Annotated in this window: 16 protein-coding genes, 7 tRNA genes and 1 pseudogene; 3 read left to right on the plus strand and 21 right to left on the minus strand. The window is 39.2% G+C overall.

All coding sequences use genetic code 11. The features are described 5' to 3' along the window. Positions 1-10: 10 nt before the first annotated feature. Genes rplV through rpsJ form a run of 7 tightly spaced genes read right to left on the minus strand, consistent with a single transcriptional unit; the run spans position 11 to position 3,466 of the window. Complete coding sequence (gene rplV, locus FC19_RS10895; RefSeq protein ID WP_057737836.1) at positions 11-358, minus strand: 50S ribosomal protein L22; 348 nt, start codon at positions 356-358, stop codon at positions 11-13. Between the two features lie 14 nt (positions 359-372). Next, positions 373-657, minus strand: a complete 285-nt coding sequence (gene rpsS / locus FC19_RS10900; RefSeq protein WP_057876967.1) for a 30S ribosomal protein S19 — start codon at positions 655-657, stop codon at positions 373-375. A gap of 51 nt (positions 658-708) precedes the next feature. Further along, entirely contained in the window at positions 709-1,539 is an 831-nt protein-coding gene (gene rplB / locus FC19_RS10905; protein ID WP_057876968.1) for a 50S ribosomal protein L2, read from the minus strand. 26 nt (positions 1,540-1,565) lie between these two features. After that, positions 1,566-1,850 (minus strand): 50S ribosomal protein L23, encoded by a 285-nt coding sequence (gene rplW, locus FC19_RS10910; RefSeq protein WP_057876969.1) that lies wholly within the window; start codon positions 1,848-1,850, stop codon positions 1,566-1,568. Continuing rightward, complete coding sequence (gene rplD, locus FC19_RS10915; protein ID WP_057876970.1) at positions 1,850-2,473, minus strand: 50S ribosomal protein L4; 624 nt, start codon at positions 2,471-2,473, stop codon at positions 1,850-1,852. The genes rplW and rplD overlap by 1 nt, the downstream gene beginning before the upstream one ends. A 23-nt stretch (positions 2,474-2,496) precedes the next feature. Then, positions 2,497-3,126 carry a 50S ribosomal protein L3 gene (gene rplC / locus FC19_RS10920; protein WP_057876971.1) on the minus strand — a complete coding sequence of 210 codons (630 nt, stop codon included), beginning with the start codon at positions 3,124-3,126 and terminating at the stop codon, positions 2,497-2,499. Between the two features lie 31 nt (positions 3,127-3,157). Beyond that, positions 3,158-3,466 carry a 30S ribosomal protein S10 gene (gene rpsJ, locus FC19_RS10925; protein ID WP_034989694.1) on the minus strand — a complete coding sequence of 103 codons (309 nt, stop codon included), beginning with the start codon at positions 3,464-3,466 and terminating at the stop codon, positions 3,158-3,160. Between the two features lie 266 nt (positions 3,467-3,732). Here rpsJ and FC19_RS10930 point away from each other — a divergent pair, with 266 nt between their 5' ends. Continuing rightward, positions 3,733-4,284, plus strand: a complete 552-nt coding sequence (locus FC19_RS10930; RefSeq protein ID WP_057876972.1) for a cysteine hydrolase family protein — start codon at positions 3,733-3,735, stop codon at positions 4,282-4,284. An 83-nt stretch (positions 4,285-4,367) separates the two neighbouring features. On the opposite strand, the gene fusA is transcribed toward FC19_RS10930, so the two are convergent. From fusA to rpsL, 3 genes are all read right to left on the minus strand, one after another. Further along, positions 4,368-6,461 carry an elongation factor G gene (gene fusA / locus FC19_RS10935; RefSeq protein WP_057876973.1) on the minus strand — a complete coding sequence of 698 codons (2,094 nt, stop codon included), beginning with the start codon at positions 6,459-6,461 and terminating at the stop codon, positions 4,368-4,370. A gap of 112 nt (positions 6,462-6,573) precedes the next feature. Beyond that, positions 6,574-7,044: a 30S ribosomal protein S7 gene (rpsG, locus tag FC19_RS10940; RefSeq protein WP_057876974.1), complete on the minus strand. Its 471-nt coding sequence runs from the start codon at positions 7,042-7,044 to the stop codon at positions 6,574-6,576. A gap of 28 nt (positions 7,045-7,072) precedes the next feature. Further along, entirely contained in the window at positions 7,073-7,486 is a 414-nt protein-coding gene (gene rpsL / locus FC19_RS10945) for a 30S ribosomal protein S12 (RefSeq protein WP_057876975.1), read from the minus strand. A gap of 276 nt (positions 7,487-7,762) precedes the next feature. Here rpsL and FC19_RS12020 point away from each other — a divergent pair. Together FC19_RS12020 and FC19_RS11875 are read left to right on the plus strand one after the other, a co-directional pair. Then, positions 7,763-8,020 (plus strand): annotated as a pseudogene (locus FC19_RS12020) (prepilin peptidase); the annotation flags it as partial. 51 nt (positions 8,021-8,071) lie between these two features. Next, a complete protein-coding gene (locus tag FC19_RS11875) occupies positions 8,072-8,464 on the plus strand; it encodes a prepilin peptidase (protein ID WP_235809380.1) in 393 nt (130 codons plus the stop codon). Between the two features lie 495 nt (positions 8,465-8,959). Here the strand turns inward: FC19_RS11875 and rpoC are convergent, their stop codons facing one another. The 11 genes from rpoC to FC19_RS11005 form a co-directional block, all read right to left on the minus strand. Further along, complete coding sequence (gene rpoC, locus FC19_RS10955) at positions 8,960-12,622, minus strand: DNA-directed RNA polymerase subunit beta' (protein WP_057876977.1); 3,663 nt, start codon at positions 12,620-12,622, stop codon at positions 8,960-8,962. A gap of 70 nt (positions 12,623-12,692) precedes the next feature. After that, the gene (rpoB, locus tag FC19_RS10960; protein WP_157061324.1) at positions 12,693-16,289 is read right to left on the minus strand and encodes a DNA-directed RNA polymerase subunit beta; all 3,597 of its coding nucleotides are present in this window, start codon (positions 16,287-16,289) and stop codon (positions 12,693-12,695) included. A 435-nt stretch (positions 16,290-16,724) separates the two neighbouring features. Further along, entirely contained in the window at positions 16,725-19,205 is a 2,481-nt protein-coding gene (locus FC19_RS10965) for an ATP-dependent Clp protease ATP-binding subunit (protein WP_057876979.1), read from the minus strand. Between the two features lie 17 nt (positions 19,206-19,222). Continuing rightward, positions 19,223-19,690: a CtsR family transcriptional regulator gene (locus tag FC19_RS10970; protein WP_057876980.1), complete on the minus strand. Its 468-nt coding sequence runs from the start codon at positions 19,688-19,690 to the stop codon at positions 19,223-19,225. 226 nt (positions 19,691-19,916) lie between these two features. Then, positions 19,917-19,990: transfer RNA gene (locus tag FC19_RS10975), tRNA-Pro, on the minus strand. A 56-nt stretch (positions 19,991-20,046) separates the two neighbouring features. After that, positions 20,047-20,120 (minus strand) — tRNA-Pro (locus FC19_RS10980). Between the two features lie 7 nt (positions 20,121-20,127). Next, positions 20,128-20,201, minus strand: a tRNA-Arg gene (locus FC19_RS10985). A gap of 18 nt (positions 20,202-20,219) precedes the next feature. Continuing rightward, positions 20,220-20,305, minus strand: a tRNA-Leu gene (locus FC19_RS10990). A gap of 31 nt (positions 20,306-20,336) precedes the next feature. Continuing rightward, a tRNA-Gly gene (locus FC19_RS10995) sits at positions 20,337-20,408 on the minus strand. Positions 20,409-20,414: 6 nt separating this feature from the next. Next, positions 20,415-20,490 (minus strand) — tRNA-Thr (locus tag FC19_RS11000). A gap of 17 nt (positions 20,491-20,507) precedes the next feature. Then, positions 20,508-20,592 (minus strand) — tRNA-Leu (locus FC19_RS11005). Between the last annotated feature and the right edge of the window lie 56 nt (positions 20,593-20,648).

Consider the following 20,648-nt stretch of genomic DNA (forward strand, 5'->3'; position numbering starts at 1 on the left):
TTATCCCTCCTTATTTTACAGATACAACTACAGTTATATGACTTGTACGCTTGTTAATTGGAGAAGCAGAACCTTTAGCACGTGGACGAAAACGCTTGAGCGTTGGTCCTTCATTGGCATAGGCTTCACTTACAACCAAATCTTCAACATCCAAATCAAAATTATTTTCTGCATTCGCAATTGCAGAGTTCAGCACTTTTTCAATAATTTCAGATCCAGCTCTTGGTGTGAACTTTAAAATTCCTAATGCTTCAGCGACACTTTTACCGCGAATAAGATCGATCACCAGACGTGCTTTACGTGCAGGGATTCGAACTGTTTTGGCAGTTGCATTTGCTGATGTTACTTGTTCAGCCATTTTTATACCCTCCCTTACTTAGCTACTTCTGTCTTCTTATCTACACTGCCATGACCATGGAATGTACGTGTAGGAACAAATTCACCTAATTTATGTCCAACCATATCTTCTTGGATATATACTGGGACATGCTTACGCCCATCATACACAGCGATTGTATACCCGATAAAACTAGGGAAAATTGTTGAACGACGTGACCATGTCTTAATAACAGTCTTTTTTTCTTGATCTGCTTGTGCTTCGATCTTTTTCATAAGATGTGCATCTGCAAATGGTCCTTTTTTCAAACTACGACTCAATGTGAATCCTCCTTTCGGATCAGCTCTATTCTTTACGCGCTAACACCGTAATTATTTATTCCGTTTACGAACAATAAACTTATCAGATTGGGCTTTCTTAGAACGAGTCTTATAACCCATTGTTTTCTTACCCCATGGAGACATTGGACTTGGACGACCAACAGGAGCTTTACCTTCACCACCACCATGAGGGTGATCGTTAGGGTTCATTACTGAACCACGAACTGTAGGACGTTTGCCTGCCCAACGAGAACGACCGGCTTTACCAATCTTAATAAGTTCATGTTGTTCATTTCCAACTGCTCCAATTGATGCACGGCATGTTGAAAGAATCATACGAACTTCGCCGGAAGTAAGTCTGACAAGCACGTATTTTCCTTCTTTACCAAGGATTTGTGCTGAAGCGCCAGCAGAGCGAACTAATTGTCCACCTTTTCCTGGTTTTAATTCAACATTATGAACAATTGTACCAACTGGGATATCTGAAAGTGGCAGAGTGTTACCAACCTTGATATCTGCGTCCTTACCAGATTGAACTACTTGTCCTACGACAAGACCCTTTGGTGCAAGAATATATGACTTAACCCCATCAGCATATACAAGTAAAGCAATATTTGCTGAACGGTTTGGATCATATTCGATAGCTTTAACTGTTGCAGGCACTTCGTCTTTGATACGTTTGAAGTCAATCAAACGATATTGGCGTTTGTGTCCACCGCCACGATGGCGAACTGTAATACGACCATAGCTATTACGGCCAGCCGTTTTGCTTTGTGATTCAAGCAATGATTTTTCTGGAGTTGTTTTTGTGATTTCAGAAAAATCTGAACCAGTCATATTACGACGTCCGTTTGAGGTCGGTTTAAATTTTTTGATCCCCAAGTGAATTCCCTCCTAATTAGTTATTTTTATTCTTCGAATAATTTGATTTCTTTTGAGTCAGAGCTCAAAGTAACAATTGCTTTGCGACGCTTTTTTGTATAGCCAGCGTAACGACCCATACGTTTGAGTTTTCCTCTGACATTCATGATGTTTACTTTAACAACTTTAACATCAAAAATCTCTTCAATCGCTTTTTTAACTTGTGTTTTAGTTGCACGTGTATCTACATCGAATGTATAACGTTTGTCATCCATATCAGCCATAGATGCTTCAGTGACAACTGGTTTTAATATAACTTTACGTGATTCCATTATGCAAGAACCTCCTCTACTTGAGAAAGAGCTTCTTGAGTCATGACTAACTTATCGTTGTTGATTACATTTAAGACATTAACGCCTTTTGGATCAACGACCGTAACATTTTTTAAGTTGCGAGCTGAAAGTGCAGCTAAGTCATTGCCATCTTCAAGAACTACTAAGACTTTTGTATTAACATTTAAGTTATTTAAAACTTCTGCAAAGGCCTTTGTCTTCGGTTGTTCGAAAGACAACTTGTCTACTATAAGCAAACCTTCATCCAATACCTTTTGTGAAAGAACAGACTTGATTGCTAAGCGACGAACCTTTTTAGGAAGTTTGTAACTATATGATCTTGGTGTTGGTCCGAAAACTGTTCCACCACCAACCCATTGTGGTGAACGGATCGATCCTTGACGTGCACGACCTGTTCCCTTTTGACGCCATGGCTTCTTACCACCACCAGACACAGCACTTCTGTTTTTGACAGCATGTGTGCCTTGACGCAATGATGCTCGTTGCATAACGACTGCATCAAAAACGACATTGTTATTTGGTTCGATACCAAAAACAGTTTCGTTTAACTTAACTTCACCATTTTTGCTACCATCTTGTTTGAATAATGCAACTGTTGGCATTTAAAATTCCTCCCTTCCTCGAATTAGTTTTCTTTAACTGAACCTGTAATTGTCAATAGTGATTTGTTTGCACCTGGTACGTTACCCTTGATCAATAAAACATTATTATCTGTGTCAGCCTTAACAATCTCCAAGTTCTTGATTGTTACACGATTTCCACCCATGCGTCCTGGTAACAACTTGCCCTTGAAAACACGGTTGATAATAACACCCATTGAACCTGGGCGACGATGGTAACGAGATCCATGGGCCATTGGTCCACGAGCTTGCCCCCAACGCTTAATGTTTCCTTGGAAGCCATGTCCCTTGGATGTACCTGAAACATTAACGATATCGCCTGTTTCAAAAACATCTGCCTTGACTTCGTCACCGACTTTGTATTCTCCAAGCTCAACATCTTTAATTTCACGAATGAAGCGCTTAGGAGCAGTTTTTGCTTTTGCTGCATGACCTTTAGCAGGTTTGTTTGCCAAAACTTCACGAAGATCATCAAAGCCTAATTGAACTGCTTCGTAACCATCATTTTCGACTGTTTTAACTTGCAAAACAACATTAGCCCCAACTTCAACAACTGTTACAGGAACTAATTCGCCGTTTTCAGTAAAAACTTGTGTCATCCCTACTTTTTTACCTAAGATTCCTTTTGTGGTCATGAGTACACCTCCAATTTATTTTTATTTATAATTATAATTTAATTTCGATATCAACGCCGCTCGGTAAATCTAACTTCATTAATGAGTCAACCGTTTTTGGTGTTGGATTAACAATATCAATTAAGCGCTTGTGAGTACGGATTTCAAATTGTTCACGTGAATCCTTGTATTTATGTGGTGAACGGATAACCGTATATAAAGTACGCTCTGTTGGTAATGGAATTGGGCCTGAAATTGCAGCGCCAGTTCTCTTTGCCGTTTCAACAATCTTGTCAGCAGATTGATCTAATGTACGATGCTCGTACGCCTTCAAACGAATACGAATCTTTTGTTTTGCCATTGTGTTCCCTCCTTCGTCTATTTTAAAAACAAGACTAGCTCCGCAAAAATTCCCGCCGCACCCCATGGCAAAGCTTCCGGGTGTGTCGCAACCTTCTGCATCATAGCTTGAAATTTATTTCATAGGTGCGCACTTATCCCTTAAAACAAGTACTTATCTATAATACCCTTTTTCACTTTCTATCGCAAGCTTTTTTTTAAGAACTTTTATTTATATACTATTTGTTATATGATTTGTCTAACTATTAATTGAAGGAGGATTTAAATATGTCTAAAAAAGCTCTCTTGATCATCGATTATACTAACGATTTTGTTCATGATAAAGGCACCTTGACGTGTGGAAAACCAGGTCAGAAAATTGAAGAAACTATCATTTCACTCGCTGATGACTTTTTAAGCACGGATGACTATGTAATTTTACCAACTGATTGCCACAAAACAGACGACCCTTTTCACCCTGAGACAAAGCTTTTCCCTCCACACAATATTGCACACACTTGGGGAAGAGAATTCTATGGAAGATTAAATACTTGGTACAATAAAAATCGTGATTCAAAGAATGTGTATTTCTTTGATAAAAATCGCTACTCTTCTTTCGCCAATACTAACTTAGAAAATTATTTACGTAGCAGGGAAATCACTGATATCCATCTAACCGGCGTCTGTACAGATATTTGCGTACTTCATACTGCAGTTGATGCTTATAATAAAAACTTTAATTTGTTTGTGCATCAAAACGCAACAGCAAGCTTTGACCCCGTTGGCCACGAATGGGCAATCAAACATTTTAAAAATTGCCTTGGAGCTAAAATAGTTTAAAAAAAAGACCGTTAATGACATATACCTAAGAAGTTAAAAACAACTCGGGTGTGCGTGCCATAAATGGTCTCTTTTTTGATTAACTATTTAGCGTCTCCGCCATTTTTCTTAATAATTTCTTCTTGGATAGACTTAGGAACTGGTTCGTAATGATCCATTGTCATTGTGAATGTTCCACGTCCTTGAGTTGCAGAACGTAATGTTGTAGCATAACCGAACATTTCAGCAAGTGGCACAAAAGCGTTAACGACCTGTGCGTTTCCACGAGCTTCCATCCCTTCAACTCGACCACGACGAGCTGTAACGTGTCCCATTACATCACCTAAGTAATCTTCTGGAGCAACAATTTCAACCTTCATGATCGGTTCAAGAATGACAGCACCGGCTTTTTTAGAAGCATTACGCAATGCAAGCGAAGCAGCAACTTTGAAGGCTGCTTCACTTGAATCGACATCATGATAACTTCCATCATACAACTTAGCTTTAACATCAATTAATGGATAGCCAGCTAAGACACCATTTTTCATTGATTCTTTCAAGCCTTGTTCAACTGAAGGAATATATTCACGAGGAACAACACCACCGACGATCGCATTCTCAAATTCAAAGCCTGCGCCTTCATCATTAGGTGTAAATTCAACCCAAACATCACCATATTGTCCTTTACCACCAGATTGGCGAACAAACTTACCTTGTGCAGATACTTGTTTTGTAAAGGTTTCACGATATGCAACTTGAGGAGCTCCTACTTTAGCTTCAACCTTGAACTCACGCTTCATACGATCAACGATGATATCCAAATGCAATTCGCCCATTCCAGCAATAAGAGTTTCACCAGTTTCAGGGTTAGTTTCAGCTTTGAAAGTAGGATCTTCTTCAGCAAGCTTTTGCAAAGCAACATCCATCTTGTCTTGATCTGCTTTTGTATTAGGTTCGATTGAAACCTGGATAACTGGATCAGGGAATTCCATTGATTCAAGAATCAATGGGTGCTTGATATCAGTTAATGAATCTCCAGTTGTTGTGTCTTTCAAACCAATAGCTGCAGCTATATCACCTGCGAAAACTTCAGGAATTTCTTTACGGTGATTTGAATGCATCTGCAGCAGACGACCAACACGTTCACGTTTATCCTTAGTTGCATTCAAAACATATGAACCAGCTTCAAGTGTACCAGCGTAAACACGGAAGAAAGTAAGACGACCAACAAAAGGATCAGTTGCGATCTTGAAAGCCAATCCTGCAAAAGGCTTGTCATCACCAGCAACTAATTCAACCTCTTCATCTGTGTCAGGGTCAGTTGCCTTGTAAGGTTTAACATCTAATGGTGATGGCAGATAGTCATTAACTGCATCAAGCATCATTTGAACACCTTTGTTTTTGAATGCTGAGCCTGCAAGAACCGGGTACAACTCTAAGTTCAGTGTTGCTTTACGGATAGCAGCCTTGATTTCATCATTTGAAATCTCTTCACCCTCAAGGTATTTTTCCATGAGGTCTTCATCAACATCAGCAATAGCTTCAATCATTGCTTCACGACGTTTTTGAGCGTCCTCTTTGTATTCATCTGGAATGTCAACCGTATCCCACTTTGAACCAAGTTCATCTTCATCGTAGATATCAGCTTTCATTTCAATTAAATCAATAACACCTTCGAAGTTATCTTCTGCCCCGATAGGCATTTGGATAGCAACAGCATTAGCTTGAAGACGATCCTTGATCGTACTTACTGAATAATCAAAGTTAGCTCCAATTTTATCCATCTTATTGACAAACACAATACGAGGTACCGAATATGTTGTAGCTTGACGCCAAACATTTTCAGTTTGAGGTTCAACCCCTGACTGAGCATCCAGCACAACTACTGCTCCATCAAGAACACGCAATGAACGCTCAACTTCTACTGTAAAATCAACGTGTCCTGGTGTATCAATAATATTGATCCGATGATCTTTCCATTGAGCAGTTGTTGCAGCAGAAGTAATAGTGATACCACGTTCTTGCTCTTGTGCCATCCAATCCATTTGTGAAGCACCTTCATGGGTTTCACCGATTTTGTGGATTTTTCCAGTATAATACAAGATACGTTCAGTTGTCGTCGTTTTACCTGCATCGATATGAGCAACGATTCCGATATTACGTGTCTTTTCTAGTGGAAATTCACGTTTATTAGCCATCTGAGATTTTATCTCCTTCCAAACCTAATTAATATCTTTTAAAATTATGTTTTACTCAAAAAATGACTACTATAGGATTTCTTGAAATCATATAATAGCCATTTTCAAAAAATTACCAGCGATAATGTGCAAATGCACGGTTGGCATCAGCCATTTTATGCGTATCTTCACGTTTTTTCACTGAAGCACCAGTATTATTAGATGCATCAATGATTTCTTTAGCTAAACGCTCTGGCATTGTGTGTTCGCCACGTAAGCGTGAATAGTTAACTAACCATCTCAAGCCTAACGTTGTACGACGCTCCGGACGTACTTCAATAGGAACTTGATAGTTAGAACCACCAACACGGCGTGCCTTTACTTCAAGCACAGGCATAACATTCTTCAATGCTTCTTCGAACACATCTAATGGTTCGTTACCTGTTTCTTCTTTTATTTGATCAAATGCTTCATATAATAATTTTGATGCAGTCCCGCGTTTGCCATCAATCATAATACGATTAATCAAACGAGTTACCAATTTAGAATTATAAATTGGATCGGGAAGCACTTCGCGCTTTGAAATAGCACCTTTTCTTGGCATCTAAATAACCTCCTCAAATACTTTACAATTATTTCTTAGGTCTCTTTGTACCATACTTAGAACGACTTTGTCTACGGTCTGTAACACCCGCAGTATCCAAGGCTCCACGTACGATATGATAACGAACACCAGGAAGATCTTTTACACGACCTCCACGAATCAAAACAACACTATGCTCTTGCAAGTTGTGTCCAATTCCTGGAATGTAAGCTGTGACTTCGATCAAGTTTGAAAGACGAACACGAGCATATTTACGTAAAGCAGAGTTAGGTTTTTTAGGTGTCATTGTCCCTACACGAGTTGCCACTCCACGTTTTTGTGGTGCAGGATTGTTAGTCTGCACTCTCTTGTAACTGTTATACCCAAAGTTTAAAGCTGGGGAATCAGATTTTGAACCTTTAGATTTACGCCCTTTACGGATCAATTGATTAATTGTTGGCATCTAAAGCTTCCTCCTTCCTTAATTTACATGTCTTAAGTACACACATCCAGGCGATTCATTTTTTAGCAAAAAAATAAACCCTGAATGCACAACAAATTGTATGCCACCGTAACACAGTCAGCATGTCCCATTCCATCATGAGAGAACTGTCCACATAAAGCACCTTTTACAGACTAACACGTTACAGTTTAAACTGTCAACAACTTAATTAGAAAATAGTATTACATTTTTATTTTTGCGCGTATTTTATCTGAAGAAGGAGATGATTCTATTAAAATGCTCTTAATTTACACTTTGATTTTTATCACCGGGACAATATGTGGTTCTTTCGCTGTCTGTTACGGTTGGCGTTTTGCTAATTCTTACTCTATCATATATTCTCGCTCTTTTTGCGAAAAATGCCACACTCAGCTAAAAAAGATCTATTTAATACCAATCATTGGTTTCCTGATCCAAGGCGGTCGTTGTACTACGTGCCATTCAAGTATTTCTATAGTAAGTCTTATAGTCGAATTTTTTTTTGGCAGCTACTTTCTCCTCTTGTCATTTCTAACCACCAATGCTGAAAATTTTATCTTTGTCACCTTGTTATCACTTTGGGCGCTCCTTCTTGCTCTTCAAGATTTTTATAGTTTAACGGTTTCGAGTTACCTCCTCTGTTTCGGCAGCTTTTTTTTCTTACTTCAAAATCTTTTTAAAATTCAAAATCATTTCGTTGACTGGCCGTTCATTCTTCTTTTTCTTATCTCGCTTGCTATTTTTACATCTTTCAAGTTTTTGGGACTGGGTGATGTTATTTATCTCGGATTTCTTTTCTTTATTTTAGGCTTTTATGACACACTATATATTATAATGATTGGTTCATCTTGTGCTGGGATCTATCATCTTTTCGCCCAGGAAAAGAAAATTGCTTTTATTCCCTTCTTGTCTTTCGGTTTATTCCTACTTTTGATATATCAAGAAAGCAGTTTATATTGAATACAAAAAAGTAAGTACGGCAAAAATCAAACATTGCCCTACTTACTTTTTTGATTTAACCACGCATCTTTTATTTTGTCACTTTAAAAACTAACTGACTAACTATCATGAATTTTAACAACAAAACATCTTCCAATCTAATCATAAAAATAAGCATTCGTAATTGTCCAATTTACAATAACTGAACTTAATACTGTTCTGTTCGTAATACTACAAGTATTCCCCTGCTTCAGAACAAGGATAAACCATTAATTTCTGCAAATAACTTATAAAACTGGCATCTGCTCCGCGAATCAGTTGCTTATCTCTTCAATGTCCAAAACACTTGGAAAAGATTTTTTTCAATTTTGCCCATTTTATTCAAAAAAGGATTGAGCACAAAATAATACTGGCTCAATCCTTTTTTCTGTATTTTCACATCAAAGTGTGCCAAAAAGTTTTTTTCAGGCTCACTTTGCTATGCTATTGCTGTATTTCTATCCAAAGATTTGCAAACTAATTATTATCGTTTTGCGGCTGTTTTTCTTCTGCCTTCAATTTTTTCTCTAAATCAGAAATTGAATAAACATTTTCAGAAACAGCTCCAACTTCTTTAGGCTTAATACCGCGATAATCCGGCATCCCTGTTCCAGCTGGAATAATCTTACCGATAATAACGTTTTCCTTCAAACCAATCAAAGGATCATTCTTCCCACGAATTGCAGCATCTGTTAAGACACGCGTTGTTTCCTGGAAGGAAGCTGCAGACAAGAAACTGTTAGTTTCAAGTGATGCTTTTGTAATTCCCAGCAAGACTGGACGTGCAGTTGCAGGTATACTTCCTTTGATCAAAGTTTGATAGTTTTGATCTCTAAAGTCATTGATATCCATCAATGTACCTGGTAATAGTTCTGTATCACCAGGATCCATGACACGTACTTTACGTAACATTTGACGCGCCATAACTTCAATATGCTTATCAGAGATCTCTACACCTTGCATACGATATACTTTTTGTACTTCACGTAAGATATAGTTTTCAGTTGAAAGAACATCTCGCACTTTAATCAGTTGTTTTGGATCAACTGAACCAACCGTTAATGCTTCACCACGATGAATTGAGTCTCCTTCACCAACTTTAAGCACTGACGTAAACGGTAGACTGTATGTTCGAGTATCAGTTTCACCCTTAACAGTAACTTCCTTTGTCCGTTCTGCTGGATTCTCCTCAATACTTTCGATAATACCGGTAACTTCAGAAATTTCAGCACGACCTTTAGGATTACGTGCCTCAAAGATTTCTTGAACACGAGGAAGTCCTTGTGTAATATCGTCCCCAGCAACACCACCAGTATGGAAAGTCCGCATAGTTAACTGCGTACCAGGTTCACCAATCGATTGGGCAGCAACTGTTCCGACTGCTTCACCAACTTCAACCTCATCTCCAGTAGCCATATTACGACCATAGCAGCGTTCACACACACCATGTTTAGTATTGCAAGTAAAGGCTGAGCGAATAGTAACTTTTTCGATTCCAGCTTTTACAATCGCCTGAGCCATATTCTCATCAATCAATTCATTTGCAGGAACAATAACTTCACCAGTTTTAGGATTTTTGACTGTTTTCATTGCGTAACGGCCCAGAACACGATCAAACAATGGTTCAATCAGCTCATTACCCTCACGTATCGAAGTTACATCAAGTCCACGGTCAGTCCCACAATCTTTTTCACGAATAATAACATCTTGGGCCACATCTACTAAACGACGAGTCAAGTATCCTGAATCGGCGGTCTTTAAAGCCGTATCAGTCATTCCCTTACGAGCCCCATGGGTAGAAATAAACATTTCCATAACCGACAATCCCTCACGGAAGTTAGCAACAATAGGTAATTCCATTGTTTTACCGTTAGGAGCAGCCATTAAGCCACGCATGCCAGCCAACTGAGTAAAGTTAGAGATGTTCCCACGCGCTCCAGAATCTGACATCATCTGAATTGGATTTTCTGGATCCATATTCTGAACAAGTTTATCCTGAATTTCATCTTTAGCATTGTTCCAGATTGCGATAACTCGTTCATAACGTTCATCCTCAGTAATTAAACCGCGACGAAACTGTTTAGCCACATTATTAACTTCCTTATGAGCATCCTCAATAATGCCAGGTTTTTCCTTCAAATCTGTAATATCGGAAATTCCCACTGTTAAACCAGACTTAGTTGACTCATAATATCCTAAGTCTTTCAGTCTATCCAGTAATTTGGAAGTTTCTGTAACCTTAAACTTCTTATAAACTTCTGCAACAATATCACTCAAAAAACCAGCCTTGAATGGTCCAACAAGTTCATGATCTTCTAAGAACTGATGAATATCTGTTCCTGGTTCAACGAAATACTTATCAGGTGTTTTCTCAGTTAGGTTTTCAGAAGTAGGTTCATTCAAATATGGGAAGTCAGCAGGTAAAATCTCATTGAAGATTGCTTTTCCTGCAGTAGTTACCATAACACGTTCCTTTTGCCAATCTGAAAATGGTTTTCCAGCAGCTGCCAATGTTGCAGTCTGCAATCCAATTCGTGTATGCAAATGAACATAATTGTTCAAGTAAGCTGTACGGACCTCATTAACATCTTTGAAGACCATACCTTCGCCTTCACGTTTTGCCTCTTCAATTGTCAGATAATAGTTTCCAATAACCATATCTTGTGATGGTGTCACAATTGGCTTACCATCTTTTGGAGCCAAGATATGATGTGCGGCCAACATCAGCAAACGTGCTTCAGCTTGAGCTTCATCTGATAACGGGACATGGATCGCCATTTGATCCCCATCAAAATCGGCATTGTACGCTTCACAAGCCAAGGGGTGCAGTCTCATTGACTTACCGTTAACCAGCTTAGGTTCAAAAGCTTGGATTCCCAAACGATGCAAAGTAGGCGCGCGGTTAAGAAGAACTGGATGTTCCTTGATGACATCTTCCAAAACGTCCCAGATATCTTCATCACGGCGATCAATCTTACGTTTAGCATTTTTTATGTTAGAAGCCATTTCACGCTTAACGAGTTCCTTCATCATGAATGGCTTGAATAACTCTAACGCCATTTCATGTGGGATACCCATCTGGTTCATTTTTAACTTAGGTCCAACATCAATAACTGAACGTCCTGAATAATCAACACGTTTACCAAGCAGATTTTGACGGAAACGCCCTTGCTTACCTTTAAGCATGTGTGACAAAGACTTGAGTGGACGATTACCGGGCCCAGTTACTGGACGCCCACGGCGGCCATTGTCGATTAATGCATCAACAGCCTCTTGCAGCATCCTCTTTTCATTCTGAACAATGATTCCAGGTGCATTTAAATCAAGCAATCTTTTCAAACGATTGTTACGGTTGATTACACGACGATAGAGGTCATTTAAATCAGATGTTGCAAAACGTCCACCTTCTAATTGGACCATTGGACGTAAGTCCGGTGGAATAACAGGAATTGCATCCATAACCATCCATGCGGGCTCATTTCCAGATTTCAAGAAAGACTCAAGAATATCTAACCGTCTAACAGCACGAGTCCGTTTTTGACCAGTTGCTTCTTTCAATTCTTCCTTCAATTCGGTACATTCAGTTTCAAGCTCAACATCGCGCAACAAACTTCTAATCGCTTCAGCGCCCATGCCTGCTTTGAATTCTTTCCCATACTGCTCACGTTTTTCACGATATTCGCGTTCGGTCAGTAACTGTTTTTTCTCTAATGGCGTATTACCAGGTTCAGTTACCACATATGAGGCAAAATAGATAATTTCTTCGAGCGCACGTGGACTCATGTCGAGTACAAGACCCATCCGACTAGGGATACCCTTAAAGTACCAAATATGTGTTACTGGTGCTGCAAGTTCGATATGCGCCATTCTTTCACGCCGTACCTTTGCACGAGTAACTTCAACCCCGCAACGGTCACAAACAATACCTTTATAACGGATGCGTTTGTATTTACCGCAAGCACATTCCCAGTCTTTAGTAGGTCCAAATATTCTTTCGTCGAACAAACCATCTTTTTCAGGCTTCAACGTACGATAGTTGATTGTTTCTGGTTTCTTTACTTCTCCATAAGACCAGCTGCGGATCTTATCAGAAGAAGCCAAGCCAATCTGCATGCTATCGAATTTATTGACATCGATCAAGAGACCGACCTCCTTTTCTTTAGTTGATTTCTAAACACTAAATTTTCTTAGTGCTATCCCATATTCTGCCTTATTTTTCTGTTTTAGTTTCAGCTTTCTCTGCATCTTCTGCCTGTTCTTTAGCCTTTTTTTCTGCCTGTTCTTTAGCAAGCTTACTCAAAGCATCAACATTCACAACGTCATCATCATCTTCGTCCATGTCTCTGAGTTCAATTTCCTTTTTCTCAGAATCAAGAACCTTCATATCCAATCCTAATGACTGTAATTCTTTGACCAGAACACGGAATGATTCAGGAACACCTGGTTTTGGAATTGGTTCGCCCTTCACGATTGCCTCGTAAGTTTTTACACGCCCCACAACATCATCAGACTTGTAAGTCATGATTTCTTGCAATGTGTACGCTGCACCATATGCTTCAAGTGCCCAAACTTCCATTTCACCAAACCTTTGGCCACCAAATTGTGCCTTACCACCAAGAGGCTGTTGTGTAACAAGAGAGTACGGTCCAATAGAACGTGCATGAATCTTATCGTCAACCATATGAGCAAGTTTCAGATAGTACATAACACCAACTGAGATACGATTATCGAATGGTTCACCTGTCCGACCATCATAGACAACGGTTTTACCATCACTTGAAATACCGGCTTCTTTTAATGCTTCCCAAATATCTTCATCACGTGCACCATCAAAAACAGGCGATGCTACATGGATTCCCAACTTACGTGCGGCAATTCCTAAGTGAAGTTCAAGCACTTGCCCGATATTCATACGGGAAGGAACACCCATTGGGCTCAGCATAATATCGATCGGTGTACCATCTGGGAGATACGGCATATCTTCTTCGGGAATAACGATTGAAACAGTCCCTTTATTACCATGACGTCCAGCCATTTTATCCCCAACTTGAATCTTACGTTTTTGTGCGATGTAGACCCGAACCATCATGTTGACACCTGGAGACAATTCATCCCCAGCCTCACGTGTAAAGATCTTAACATCTTGCACAATTCCGCCACCACCATGAGGTACACGTAGCGAAGTATCTCTAACTTCACGCGCTTTCTCACCGAAAATGGCATGCAGCAAACGCTCTTCAGCAGATAATTCAGTCACACCTTTAGGAGTTACTTTACCGACCAGAATATCACCATCATGAACCTCTGCACCAATACGGACAATTCCAAATTCATCAAGATCTTTTAATGCATCTTCACCGACATTGGGTATTTCACGTGTCATTTCTTCCGGCCCAAGCTTAGTATCACGCGCTTCAGATTCATGCTCCTCAATATGAATAGAAGTATAGACATCTTCCTTGACGAGGCGTTCATTAATTGCGATCGCATCTTCAAAGTTATATCCATCCCATGTCATAAAGGCAATCAGTGGGTTTTGACCCAGTGCCAATTCTCCATTTTCCATTGATGGTCCATCAGCCAAAACTTCATCAGCATCAACATGATCGCCTACACGAACTATCGGACGCTGATTATAGTTTTTACCACCATTTGAACGGCGAAACTTCATTAACTTGTATTTGTCAAGTGAACCGTCATCACGGCGAACACGTACTTCGCGTGCATCGACATATTCAACTGTTCCTTCATTTTTACAAATCAAAGCAACTCCGGAATCATGTGCTGCTTTGTATTCTATACCGGTTCCTACCAAAGGTGCATGCGGGTTAAGCAATGGAACAGCTTGTCTCTGCATATTAGCTCCCATTAACGCACGGTTAGAATCATCATTTTCCAAGAAAGGAATACATGCTGTCGCAACGGCAACTACTTGTTTAGGTGAGACGTCCATATAATCGACTTTGTCGATTGAGATTTCAATATTCTCACTTTTAGCACGTGCCATAACAATATCATCAACAAACGAACCATCATCATTTAAAGGTGAGTTAGCTTGTGCGATTACATAATTATCTTCTTCATCTGCAGTTAAATAATCAATTTTTTCTGTAACCTTATGCGTTGTCCAAGAAACACGACGATAAGGGGTTTCAATAAACCCATATTTATTGATGCGTGCGTAAGAAGACAGACTATTGATCAACCCAATATTAGGTCCTTCAGGAGTTTCAATTGGGCACATCCGGCCATAATGCGTGTAATGAACATCACGAACTTCATACCCAGCACGATCACGAGTCAAACCACCAGGTCCCAAAGCAGATAATCGACGTTTATGCGTTAATTCGCCAAGCGGATTAGTTTGATCCATAAATTGTGACAATTGTGAACTACCAAAAAATTCCTTAATTGAGGCAACCACGGGCCGAATATTGATTAATTGCTGCGGTGTAACGGTCGATGTATCCTGAATTGACATTCTTTCACGAACAACACGTTCCATTCTTGAAAGACCGATTCTAAATTGGTTTTGAAGTAATTCTCCAACAGAACGGATACGTCTATTCCCCAAATGATCAATATCATCTGCAAAACCAATACCTTCTTGCAGGTTGAAGAAATAATTCATTGAAGAAATAATATCAGCAGGGAGAATGTGCTTATACTTCAAATCAATATGACCATTACCAATCATTTTGACAACTTTTTCTGGATCTTTTTCAGAATAAACATTAATGATCTGCAAAGTCATCGGATCCGTAACAACACCCTCTTCTGAAGGATGGAAAGTTACCGTTTTAAAATCTTCACGGTCAAGGTACGGAGCCAATTTATCCATAATATGCTTATCGATAACAGTATCTTTTTTAGCAATAATTTCACCAGTATCTGGATCTGCTAGTGTTTCTGCTAAGGTTTTGTTCAATAAGCGTGTTTTCAGGTTCAACTTTTTGTTGACCTTATAACGTCCAACAGGCGCAAAATCGTAACGTTTTGGATCGAAGAAACGCGCAGTCAATAAACTGCGGGCACTATCAGCCGTTTTAGGTTCACCTGGACGAAGACGTTCATAAACATCTTTCAGAGATTCAGCGACTCTTGAATCTTCAGTATTTTTATGAACATCTTTTTCTAATGTCAGCATTAAACTGTCATTAGTCCCCAACATTTTGATGATTTCATCATCTGAGCTGTACCCCAATGCCCGAACTAATTCCGTAAGCGGAATTTTACGCGTGCGGTCAATCCGAACATAAGCAATATTTTTTGCATCTGTTTCATATTCAAGCCAAGCACCACGGTTAGGGATCACCGTAGTTCCATAATTTTCGCGGCCATTTTTATCTAATTCTTCACTATAATAAACACCTGGTGAACGAACTAATTGAGAAACAATTACACGTTCTGCACCATTTATAATAAATGTTCCTTGTTCTGTCATTAAAGGAAAATCACCAAAGAAAACATCTTGTGACTTGATTTCACCAGTTTCATGATTAATTAGATTCAATGTGACATGAAGCGGAGCTGAATAATTTGCATCATGCTGTCTTGCTTCATCGACTGTATATTTTGGTTCTAACAATTGATAGTCGACAAATTCAAGTGACAAATTACCAGCAAAGTCTTCAATCGGCATAATGTCTTCGAACATTTCACGAAGACCTTCGTCTAAGAACCACTTGTAGGAATTTGACTGAATTTCGATCAAGTTTGGTAACTCCAAAACTTCTTTGATCCGGGCATAACTTCTACGTGTACGGTGTTTACCGTATTTTACTAAATGTCCTGCCAAATTGTTCACCTCTCAAATTTTTTCTGCGAATCATCCCAAAAAGCAGCAATTAAATATTACATTTTGATTACAATTAATTTTTTGCTGCTTTTTTGGCAAAAAAAAACCAAAAACAGTATATGTCTGTCTGTCGACCATCACTATTTTTGCTTTTTCTTAAGTCAGTTATGGACAATATATCATAACCAACTAAATTCACAGTATTTTCCAATTACAAATTTTAACAACTAATAGCAGCATTGTCAAGTCTAGTAAATGACCTGAACCATTTTTATTAAAATGAGTGCTGCTAGAAAACAGTCATCACTATATTCTACAAAACATCTAAAAAGAATAAGAGATAAAGAAAGTTCTAGGAACTCTTTCTCATGAATTCCTAGAACTAACCTTAAGTTATGACTTAGACTAACATACAGTCTTTCTTCTTATTCATCTCGTTTAAAACTACTTAGTAAGCTGACCAGCTGTTTTTTGATCATCATCTTGTACTTTTATATTGATTTTTCCTTTGCTTGCTCCGATTGTTACCTTACTGTTAACTTTAATTTGACCAGTGATCAAAGCCTCGCTTAATTTATCCTCGACTTCCGTTTGCAACGCTCTTCTTAATGGTCGAGCACCATATTCGGGATCAAAGCCCACTTTTGCAACCACATCAATTGCAGCAGGGGTAATCTTAATATCAACTTTTTGTTCACGAACACGATCTAATACACCTTTGGCCATCAGTTTTACGATTGCATGCAATTCCTTCGACGTAAGCGAATGAAAAATAACTGTTTCATCAATCCGATTAAGGAATTCAGGTCTAAAGGTCTTTTTCAAAGCCTCATGTATCTTAGAAGACATCGCCTTAAAGTCATCTGAAGCTTTTGAGCTTCCAAAACCAACTTGCTTTTCATCACGTAAAGCGGTAGCTCCCAAGTTCGAGGTCATAATAATAATGGTATTTCTAAAGTCAACTCGGCGCCCCTTAGAATCAGTTAAATATCCATCATCTAAGACCTGCAAAAGAATATTAAAAACATCAGGATGAGCCTTTTCAACCTCATCGAATAAAACAACAGAATATGGATGCTGACGTACTTTCTCTGTTAACTGCCCGCCTTCTTCGTAACCAACGTAACCTGGCGGAGATCCTACCAAACGACTAGTAGCATATTTTTCCATATACTCACTCATATCTATTCTGATAATCGAATCTTCAGTTCCAAACATAGCATCCGCTAAAGCCTTCGCCAATTCCGTTTTTCCAACACCCGTCGGTCCTAAAAACATAAATGAACCAATTGGCCGAACCGGATCCTTTAAACCACTGCGTGCACGGCGAATGGCACGTGATACAGCTGAGACCGCTTCTTCTTGTCCAATAACACGTTTGTGAAGAACATCTTCCAATCCAACTAGACGATCAGATTCCGATTTCTTCATCTGAGTCAGAGGCACACCCGTCCATTCAGACACGATTTCAGCAACATTTTCTTCAGTAACGCTAATCCCATATTTAGTTTTACCCGATTCATTGTCCTGCTCTTTTTGCTCCAACTTTTGCAATTGTTTCTTTGTGCGTAGTTCTTTTTGTCGAATATCCGCAGCTAATTCAAAGTTTTCAGAACTAAGGGCTTCAATTTTTTGCGTCGCTAATTCATCCAACAAATCTTTTTTATCAGTTGTTTTTTTAGTTTGACCTGATGTTTCTAACCGGACTCTTGCAGCCGATTCATCCATCAAATCGATTGCTTTATCTGGTAAGAAGCGATTAGTAATGTACCTTGTGCTTAAACGAACAGCTGCTTCAATCGCTTCATCTGTAATTTCAAGATGATGATGTGCTTCATACTTTGGTCGAAGTCCCTTCAAAATCTGGACAGTTTCTTGAGGTGAAGGTTCATCAACTATAATTTTAGCAAAACGACGCTCAAGGGCAGAATCCGTCTCGATGTATTTCTGAAATTCATCAAGTGTCGTTGCCCCGATTACTTGAACCTCTCCACGAGCCAAAGCTGGTTTTAAGATGTTCGAAGCATCGATTGCACCCTCTGCACCACCAGCACCGATCAATGTATGCAACTCATCGATAAAAAGAATAACATTTCCATCTGAATAAATTTCATCAATGACCTTTTTAACCCGATCCTCAAATTCACCACGATATTTAGTACCTGCAACCAATGAGCCCATATCAAGCATCATAACTCTTTTTTTCTGCAGGCTCTCTGGAACGTCACCATTAACAATACTCTGTGCCAAGCCTTCTGCAACAGCAGTTTTACCAACACCAGGTTCTCCAAGTAAGACTGGATTATTCTTAGTCCTGCGGCTGAGGACTTGAATTATACGTTTAACTTCTTTTTCACGTCCTATAACTGGGTCAATTTTGTTATCCTCAGCTAGCACATTTAAATTCCGTGCCAATGAATTCAATGTAGGTGTTCCATTTTTCTTTGTAACTTTTTTATCATACTTCTTAATCTGGGCTTCACTTAGACCAAGCTTATGAATAATAGTTTGATACATTTTTCGAGTATCAACATTCAAGCTCCGGAGTATCCGCGCAGATAAAATGTCATCGTTTCTTAAAAGAGCCAATAAAAGATGCTCTGTTCCAATTTTTGTAGAATTAGTTCTTTTGGCTTCATCGCCAGCAATTGATAAGATTTCTTTTGCTCTAGGTGAATAAGGTAAATAATTGTTAGCACCATTGCGTTTTAATGTGCCATAGCCAGTTAGACGTTCTATCTCTTCTCGAATATCTGTCTCAGTCACAATAAACTGTTGGAGTACTTTACTGGCTATTCCATTTGTTTCAAGCGTCAATGCCAGCAGCAAATGCTCCGTTCCAACAGCTTGATGTCTAAAATACTTTGCCTGTTCTTGAGCCAATACTAGAACTTGTCTAGCACTCGGTGTAAATAAGTTATCCATAATATAGCCCTCACTTTCTAATCGTCGTACTTTAGACGATTCAGTATACTGATCAAGATTCGAGCACGAACAGCATTTTCAACTCTTTTATCTTCAAATGCTAAAGTTTGCTGATCGATTGCTGCCAAAATAAGGTTTGCTTCTTTTTGCGTCAAAACATTATCTTCAAATAAACTCTGAATGATTTGGAATGCTTGCGTAGAACTGATGTTATTACCAATTACAGTCATTAAATCATCCAATACGTCTGCATCACTGATCAAATTGACCTTTGCAATCCTAATATAGCCGCCTCCACCTCTTTTACTACGAACAACATACCCATTTTGAATAGTAAAACGTGTGTTGATTACATAATTGATTTGGGATGGTACACAATTAAACAGTTGTGCTATCTCAGAACGTTTGATCTCAATCTGATGCGTATCAGCCAAGATTCTTTTTAGATATTCCTCAATGATATCAGAAATATTTTGTCCTTGCATATATCTCATCCTCTAAACTTTTGACTAATGTTGACTATCATTATACGTAAAAAATCCATAAATGCAAAGATACAGCTCTGATTGTTTAATCTTACTTTTCATATTATAAAATTACTTTTAGCAAACCACAATCCCAACTCCTTATTTTGAACAAGGATACATACTACAAACCCTACAAGCAATCAAAAAAACTCGTAACGTTATCTCCGTTACGAGTTTTTAATTATCGGGAAAACAAGATTCGAACTTGCGACCCCTACGTCCCGAACGTAGTGCTCTACCAAGCTGAGCTATTTCCCGAAAAAACTATCCTAAGCAATAAGAGCCCAGTTAAACCACAAGCAGTTGTTGACCAATCGGGAAGACAGGATTCGAACCTGCGACCCCCTGGTCCCAAACCAGGTGCTCTACCAAGCTGAGCTACTTCCCGATGAATATGCACCCAGTAGGAGTCGAACCTACAACCTTCTGATTCGTAGTCAGACACTCTATCCAATTGCGCTATGGGTGCAATATAATTAAATGAAAATGCCGAGGACCGGAATCGAACCGGTACGGTAATCACTTACCGCAGGATTTTAAGTCCTGTGCGTCTGCCAGTTCCGCCACCCCGGCAAAAAATAATAAACAAGCATTGACATTAACAAGCGGAAGACGGGATTCGAACCCGCGACCCCCACCTTGGCAAGGTGATGTTCTACCACTGAACTACTTCCGCATAATATGGTGCCGACTAGACGATTCGAACGCCCGACCCTCTGATTACAAATCAGATGCTCTACCAACTGAGCTAAGTCGGCAATACAAATAAAAAAAATGGTGCGGGTGAAGGGATTTGAACCCCCACGTCTTTCGACGCTAGAACCTAAATCTAGTGCGTCTGCCAATTCCGCCACACCCGCAAAATTGACCTATGAGTCGTGACAGGCTCGAACTGTCGACCCTCTGATTAAAAGTC

Source organism: Liquorilactobacillus aquaticus DSM 21051 (assembly GCF_001436755.1).
Lineage (GTDB): Bacteria > Bacillota > Bacilli > Lactobacillales > Lactobacillaceae > Liquorilactobacillus > Liquorilactobacillus aquaticus.